Origin of the sequence: Pseudomonas sp. ERMR1:02 (genome assembly GCF_002277815.1) — a bacterium.
Taxonomy (GTDB): domain Bacteria; phylum Pseudomonadota; class Gammaproteobacteria; order Pseudomonadales; family Pseudomonadaceae; genus Aquipseudomonas.
In genome coordinates this window covers 437,224-444,989 of record NZ_NKJI01000005.1, presented here as the reverse complement: position 1 = coordinate 444,989, position 7,766 = coordinate 437,224, and the positions used below count along the sequence as shown (strand labels likewise).

Here is a 7,766-nt window from a genome sequence, read left to right as displayed (position 1 = left end):
GGTAACAACATCAGCCGTTCGCCAAGCTCGACTGCCGCCTGCAAGGCCTGTGGGTCATCGCCGTCGACATAACGCGCCAGCATGATCCGCAGCAACCGCGCGCTGTCATCGCAGCGCTCACAGTAACGGCCGAACCAGAACAGGTTTTCCACCACCCGCGACGGCAGGTAGGGGTCGCGTCGCACCAGATCGTGCACGCCAATGTTGCGCTGGGCTTTCCAGTGTTCGCCGCCAGGCGGGCGATCGCCCAGCACCCAGGTGTCCTTGCTCGCACCGCCACGCTGCATCGATACCACTTCGGCATCGGCCTCGGCGGCCACGCGGGTCAAACCACCGGGCAACACGCGATAACCATCGCGGCTGGCCACCGCATACACGCGTACGCCGATGGCCCGGGGTTGCAACTGTCCTCCCTCAGCCTGCCAGATGGCGCCTGGGACAACTGCGCCAATTCTTGCGCAACATAGGCGTAGGGCCGGGCCTGCACGCGCTCGACGAGGGATTGGCGCTGTTTTTCACTTAAGTCACGGCCAAACACAGGAGCGAAACTCTGGGACGGAAATGCCGGCTTGATCAGTAACTCCGGCAGTTTCTCCAAAGCCTGGGCCAGGACCGGCGCTTCGCCGCACCACCAGGTGGCGATGGACGGCAGAATCAGTTCTTCACCGAACAGGAACTGATTGATCTTGGGCAGGAAGCCAAGTAATCCCGGCGATTCGAGCACTCCGCTGCCCAGGGCGTTGGCCACCAATACCCGCCCTTGTCGCACAGCCTCAAGCAGGCCGGGGACGCCAAGTGCCGAATCGGTACGCAGCTCCAGCGGGTCGCAAAAGTCGTCGTCCAGCCTGCGCATGATCGCGTGAACCCGGCGCAGGCCACTCAAGGTTTTCAAGTAAACCGTGGCATCGCGCACCGTCAGGTCGCCGCCTTCTACCAGCGGATAACCGAGTTGGCGAGCGAGATACAGGTGTTCGAAATAGCTTTCGTTGAAACGCCCCGGCGTCAGCAGCACCACCAGTGGCACCTCTTTATCGCTTGGCGCCTGACGGGCCAGGGTTTCTTGAAGCGTGCGAAAGAAGCCTGCCAGATGTTGCACTTTCAAATCGCGGTACAACTCGGGGAACGCCCGGGACACGATGGTGCGGTTTTCCAGTGCGTAGCCGGCACCGGACGGCGCTTGTGTCCGGTCCGCCGTCACCCACCAGCGGCCATCGGGGGTGCGTGCCAGATCCACGGCATACAGATGCAGAAAGGCCCCGTCAGGCGGGTTGATGCCCTGACAGGGCCAGAGGAAGTTGTTGTGTCCGAACACCAGCTCGGCCGGCAGCAGACCTTCGGCAATCAGGCGTTGCGGGCCGTAAAGATCGGCCAGCACGGCGTTGAGCAACCGTGCGCGCTGGGCGATGCCGGCAGCCAACTGCTGCCACTCATCGGCGGCAATCACATGGGGCAGAAGGTCAAGCTCCCAAGGCCGATCAGCGCCCTTGGGGTCGGCGTAGACGTTATAGGTGACGCCATTTTCCTGAATCTGCCGATCAGCAGTGCCTGACGCTGCACCAGTTGCGCTGGCGTGCTGCGCTGCAATTGGTCGAATAGCCGGCGCCAGTGCGGGCGCACGGCACCGCTGTCGTCGAGCAATTCGTGATAGGTGCCCGCTGTCAGCGGTAGCGGTCTAGCAGGTCAGGCATGGAAGGCTCGGCAGACAGCAAGGAACGGTCAGACTAACGCAGGCTCATGACGCCCGGATATACGAAAAATCCGGGCGTCGCGTACGGTTTAGAAACGTCGTAAATCGAGCGTCATCGGTAGCTCGTCGTTAATTTCCAGAATCGGAATAGGAAGTTTCCCTGGCGAGTGTCCGATACGGAAGAAACGCGCCATACGCCGGCTCTCGGCTTCATTGGCATTCACCGGCAAGGTCTCGTAGTTGCGCCCGCCCGGATGCGCGACGTGATACTGGCAACCGCCCAGAGAGCGCCCCATCCAGGTGTCGAGCAGGTCGAACACCAGCGGCGCATGAACCGGGATGGTCGGTTGAAGACAGTTCGACGGTTGCCAGGCGCGAAATCTCACACCGGCGACGAATTCGCCTACACGCCCGGTTGGCTGCAACGGTACCGGGATACCATTGCACGTCAGCAGATAGCGTTGGGGTGGCAAGCCGGTGAGTTTGACCTGCAAGCGCTCCAGGGACGAATCCACATAACGCACCGTGCCGCCGACCGCGCCCTCCTCGCCCAGTACATGCCACGGTTCGAGTGCCTGGCGCAGCTCCAGCGCGATCCCACTGACGGCGTAATCGCCAACCTTGGGAAAGCGAAATTCCAGATGCGCCGCAAACCACTCGGCCCGCACCGGATACCCGGCGGCATTCAGATCGGCGATGACGTCGGCAAAATCCTGCTCGATAAAGTGTGGCAACAAGAATCGGTCGTGTAGCTCTGTGCCCCAGCGCGCCAGTTTCGGCGGTGCGTAAGGCTCGCGCCAGAATCGTGCGACCAGTGCTCGCAGCAATAACTGCTGAGCCAGGCTCATGCGCGCATGGGGAGGCATTTCAAATGCGCGCAATTCCAGCAAGCCCAACCGTCCTGTCGCGCCATCGGGCGAATACAGTTTGTCGATGCAGAATTCGGCACGATGGGTATTGCCGGTGACGTCAATCAGCAGATTGCGAAGCAATCGATCGACCAGCCATGGCGCGCACTCCTCACCCGGCTCAGGCATCTGCGCAAAGGCGATTTCCAATTCGTACAAGGCATCGTTACGGGCCTCATCGACGCGTGGCGCTTGCGATGTCGGGCCGATGAACAGTCCGGAAAACAGGTAGGACAGTGACGGGTGGTTATGCCAGTAACTGATCAGACTGCGCAGTAAATCCGGTCGACGCAAAAACGGTGAGTCAGCCGGTGTTGCGCCACCCAGTACGAAATGGTTACCGCCACCAGTGCCGGTGTGCCGACCATCGATCAGGAATTTCTCGGTGGTCAGTCGGGTCTGGCGCGCTTGCTCGTAAAGAAACTCGGTGCGATCGACCAGTTCATCCCAGGTCGCGGACGGCTGCACGTTGACTTCAATCACGCCCGGATCAGGGTGATGCGAAAGTTGCTCAAACGTGGATCACTCGGCGGCTCATAGCCTTCCAGCAGCACCGGGCAATGCAACTCCTGTGCGGTGGCTTCGATCGCTGTTACCAGTTCCAGATAGTCCTCGACACGTTCCAGCGGCGGCATGAACAGGTACAACCGGCCTTCCCGGGCCTCGGCACAGAACGCGGTTCGGGTCAGCCAGTCGGCGGATTCGTCGATCTTTGGCTCCCGTTCAACCGCTTCGGCGGGCGCATCCGGACGATTGAGTTGCATAGTGTCAGGCAGCGAAGGGAAATCCTGATTCGGGTCCTGCGGATGAATGAACGGGTACTCCGCCGCTTTCACCCAGGGCTGCGACCCAAGAGGCAATCGATAGCCCAACGGCGAATCACCCGGCACCAGCCGGCAATGTTCGTCGCGTAGATACCAGCGTCCGCTTTGCCACTGATCGCCCTTGGCGGTGCGCGCCAGCGGCAGCACCTGACCGATGACCTTGTCCAGGCCCTGACTAAAGACTTTGCGCAGACGTGCACGCTCCAGCGGCTCTTCAAGTCGTGAGTCTTCGGCGCTGACGTTCTGCGGCAAGGTGCCTTCGCGCCAGAGGTAATAGAAATTGTCTTCGTAGGCCGCAAACACGAAACGTGTCGGAATCTTCAGTCGTTCAGCCACGCTTGCCAGGAAACGTCCGGCCAATTCGCCATCTGCGCCATAGTCTTCCTGCTCATCGGCAATCAGCGCGCTGTTATGCCAGATCGGCACACCGTCGCGGCGCCAGTAGCAATTGAGTGACCAGCGCGGCAGTTGCTCGCCGGGGTACCACTTGCCCTGGCCGAAATGCACCAGTCCCAGAGGTGCGTAGCGTTTACGCATGCGTTGGAACAGCTCGGCGGACAGTCGACGCTTGTCCGGCCCCAGTGCAGCGGTATTCCACTCGGCGCCGTCAGGGTCATCGATGGACACGAATGTCGGCTCGCCGCCCATGGTCAGGCGCACATCGCCTTCGAGCAGGTCGGCATCGATCTGCCGGCCAAGGCCTGAATCGCTAGCCACTGCTCTTCGGTGTAGGGCTTTGTGACCCTTGGCGCCTCCCAAATCCGCTCAACCGACATTTCATGACTGAATTCGCACTCGCACGGCTCCACCAGACCACTGATCGGTGCCGCAGAGGACGGATCGGGGCTGCAGGCCAACGGAATATGCCCTTCACCCGCAAACAGCCCTGAGGTCGCATCCAGGCCAATCCAGCCTGCGCCGGGCAAGTACACCTCGCACCAGGCATGCAGGTCAGTGAAGTCGACCTCGGTGCCCGAAGGTCCGTCGAGACTTTTTACGTCAGCGGTCAACTGGATCAGGTAGCCCGAGACGAAGCGCGCTGCCAGCCCGAGGTTGCGCAGAAGTTGCACCAGCAGCCATGCCGAATCGCGGCATGAACCGGAGGAGTTTTCGAGGGTGAATTCGGGGGTTTGCACACCCGGTTCCATGCGAATCAGGTAGTCGACGTCTTCGCTCAGGCGCTGATTAAGCGCAACGAGGAAATCCACGGCGGGCAGTGGCGTGCGGTCGATGTCGTCCAGATAAGCCTTGAACTTTGGCGTCAACGGCAAGGTTTCCAGGTACGGCGCCAGTTCCTTGCGCTCGTCCGCGGCATAGGTGAACGGGATCTTTTCTGCGTAGGGTTCGAGGAAGAAGTCGAACGGATTGAAGATCGCCATTTCCGCCAGCAGATCGACTTCGATCCGCAGTTCGTCGGTTTTCTCCGGAAACACCAACCGCGCCAGATAATTACCCTGGGGTCTTGTTGCCAGTTAATGAAATGCTGCTCGGGCGAGACCTTCAGCGCATAGGACAGTATCCGCGTGCGACTGTGGGCGGCCGGGCGCAGGCGAACGATCTGCGGACCGAGCTCGACGGCGCGGTCGTAGCGGTAATGCGTAACATGATGCAATGCGACATGAATCGACACGGCGTGCCTCCTGCGAGCCTTAAGCGTATTCGAAAGCGCGCAAGACTTATGCCATCCAGCGGCGCTGGCGCTTTCTCCGGTTACTGGAGGCAGTACAGCACCAAAATCGGGCGATGCGGGAAATTGGTTTGCAAGAGTTGCACGTATTTGTGGCGGTCACATGATGTTCGACATTGCTCCGAGGTGGCGCTGGAACGCGGAGCGTCCCTGGAGGCATTCCCACGCAGAGCGTGGGAACGATCAGTGGCTGAAATGCAAAACGCCAACCCGAAGGTTGGCGTTTTGTTCATTTCAAGCGGGTTTCAGCGCGGTACGACTGGCTTGCGCGCAGGTTTCGGACCCTTTCCTTTGGCCGCATCCTTGCGATCCTTGGCCGCTTGCTGGTTGCGGGCGAATGCCGCAGCCTTGGCTTGTTCACGCTTGTCCCACGGGTTGCCGCCATCGCTGGCGCGCGGTGGCAGGCCAGTGTGCTGGGTCAGGATCTTGGTGGTCTTTTCCCCTGCCACTTTATGGCTGCCGGCCGGCGTCGAGTTCTTGCGACGGGCACTCTGGTAGCTGTCGGTGGAGGGCTGGTGCAGCGGGATCAGCTGATTCTTGCCCGGCCCGATCAAGTCGCTACGCCCCATGCGGGTCAATGCTTCACGCAGCATCGGCCAGCCTTTCGGGTCGTGATAACGCAAGAACGCCTTGTGCAGACGACGCTGCTCTTCGCTCTTGACGATAGTGACCGCGTCGCTCTTGTAGGTCACTTTGCGCAGCGGGTTCTTGCCCGAGTGGTACATCGCGGTGGCGGTGGCCATCGGCGAGGGATAGAACGCCTGCACCTGGTCGGCACGGAAACCGTTGCCCTTGAGCCACAGGGCCAGGTTCATCATGTCTTCGTCGGTAGTGCCCGGGTGGGCGGCGATGAAGTACGGAATCAGGTACTGCTCTTTCCCGGCTTCCTTGGAGTACTTCTCGAACATGCGCTTGAACTTGTCATAGCTGCCGATGCCCGGTTTCATCATCTGGTTGAGCGGACCTTCCTCGGTGTGTTCCGGGGCGATCTTCAAGTAGCCACCTACGTGGTGGGTGACCAGCTCCTTGACGTATTCCGGCGATTCGACAGCGAGGTCGTAGCGCAGACCGGACGCGATCAGGATCTTCTTCACGCCCGGCAAGGCGCGGGCGCTGCGATAGAGCTGGATCAGCGACGAGTGGTCGGTGTTCAGGTTCGGGCAGATGCCCGGGAACACGCACGATGGCTTGCGGCATGCGGATTCGATTTCCGGCGTTTTGCAGGCGATACGGTACATGTTCGCGGTCGGGCCGCCGAGGTCGGAAATCACGCCGGTAAAACCCGGAACCTTGTCGCGAATTTCTTCAATCTCGCGAATGATCGACTCTTCGGAACGATTCTGGATGATCCGGCCTTCGTGCTCGGTGATCGAGCAGAAGGTGCAGCCGCCAAAGCAGCCGCGCATGATATTTACCGAGAAACGGATCATGTCGTAGGCCGGGATTTTCTCTTTGCCATACGCCGGGTGCGGAATGCGCGCATAAGGCATGCCGAACACGTAGTCCATTTCTTCGGTGGTCATAGGAATCGGCGGCGGGTTGAACCAGACGTCGACTTCGCCGTGCTTCTGGACCAACGCACGGGCGTTACCCGGGTTGGTTTCCAGGTGCAACACACGGTTGGCGTGAGCATATAGAACGGCATCGCCACGGACTTTTTCAACCGAAGGCAGGCGAATCACTGTCTTGTCGCGAGTCATCTTCGGGCTGGCCAGGATCTGTACGACCTTGGCTTCCTGCGGATCCTCAACGGGACCTTTTTCCTGCTCGATGGCGCAGGCTTGAGTGTCCTGAGTGTTCACATAAGGGTTGATGATCTTGTCGATCTTGCCCGGACGGTCGATGCGTGTGGAGTCGACTTCGTACCAGTCTTTCGGCGTGTCGCGACGGATGAACGCAGTGCCGCGCACATCGGTGATGTCTTCGATCTTGTGACCGTAGGACAGACGCTGGGCGACTTCGACAATGGCGCGCTCGGCGTTGCCGTAAAGCAGGATGTCGGCGCAGGCGTCGATCAGGATCGAGTTGCGCACCCGGTCCTGCCAGTAATCGTAGTGGGCGATGCGGCGCAGGGATGCTTCGATGCCGCCGAGCACAATCGGCACGTGCTTGTAGGCTTCCTTGCAGCGCTGGCTGTAGACCAGGCTCGCGCGGTCCGGACGTTTGCCCGCCAGGCCACCTGGGGTGTAGGCGTCATCGGAACGGATTTTCTTGTCCGCGGTGTAGCGGTTGATCATCGAGTCCATGTTGCCGGCCGCGACGCCGAAGAACAGATTCGGCTCGCCGAGCTTCATGAAATCGTCTTTGGACTGCCAGTCTGGCTGGGCAATGATCCCGACGCGGAAGCCCTGGGACTCCAGCAGCCGGCCGATGATCGCCATGCCGAACGACGGGTGATCGACATAGGCATCACCGGTGACAATGATGATGTCGCAGGAATCCCAGCCAAGCTGATCCATCTCCTCCCTGCTCATCGGCAGGAATGGCGCCGGCCCGAAACATTCGGCCCAGTACTTTGGATAGTCAAATAACGGCTTGGCTGCTTGCATGTCGATAACCGGTGTTGGCTTTCATTGAATTTCGCGGGCGCGGAATATAGCACAAATTTGATCAATTCCGACGGCCATGGTCGGAAATTGGTGACGCGCTCTTCGCGGGCA

2 protein-coding genes and 2 pseudogenes are annotated in these 7,766 nt (G+C 60.4%); all 4 read right to left on the bottom strand.

Annotation, left to right across the window (positions count from 1 at the left end; translation table 11 throughout):
- Positions 1-1,688: pseudogene (locus CES87_RS12840) on the bottom strand (circularly permuted type 2 ATP-grasp protein); the annotation flags it as partial.
- Between the two features lie 88 nt (positions 1,689-1,776).
- Positions 1,777-4,798, bottom strand: a pseudogene (locus tag CES87_RS12835) (DUF2126 domain-containing protein).
- Positions 4,681-5,049 carry a transglutaminase N-terminal domain-containing protein gene (locus CES87_RS33060; protein ID WP_256590874.1) on the bottom strand — a complete coding sequence of 123 codons (369 nt, stop codon included), beginning with the start codon at positions 5,047-5,049 and terminating at the stop codon, positions 4,681-4,683. The pseudogene CES87_RS12835 and the gene CES87_RS33060 overlap by 118 nt, the downstream one beginning before the upstream one ends.
- 302 nt (positions 5,050-5,351) lie before the next feature.
- Positions 5,352-7,655 (bottom strand): YgiQ family radical SAM protein, encoded by a 2,304-nt coding sequence (locus CES87_RS12830; RefSeq protein ID WP_128606391.1) that lies wholly within the window; start codon positions 7,653-7,655, stop codon positions 5,352-5,354.
- Positions 7,656-7,766: the final 111 nt, after the last annotated feature.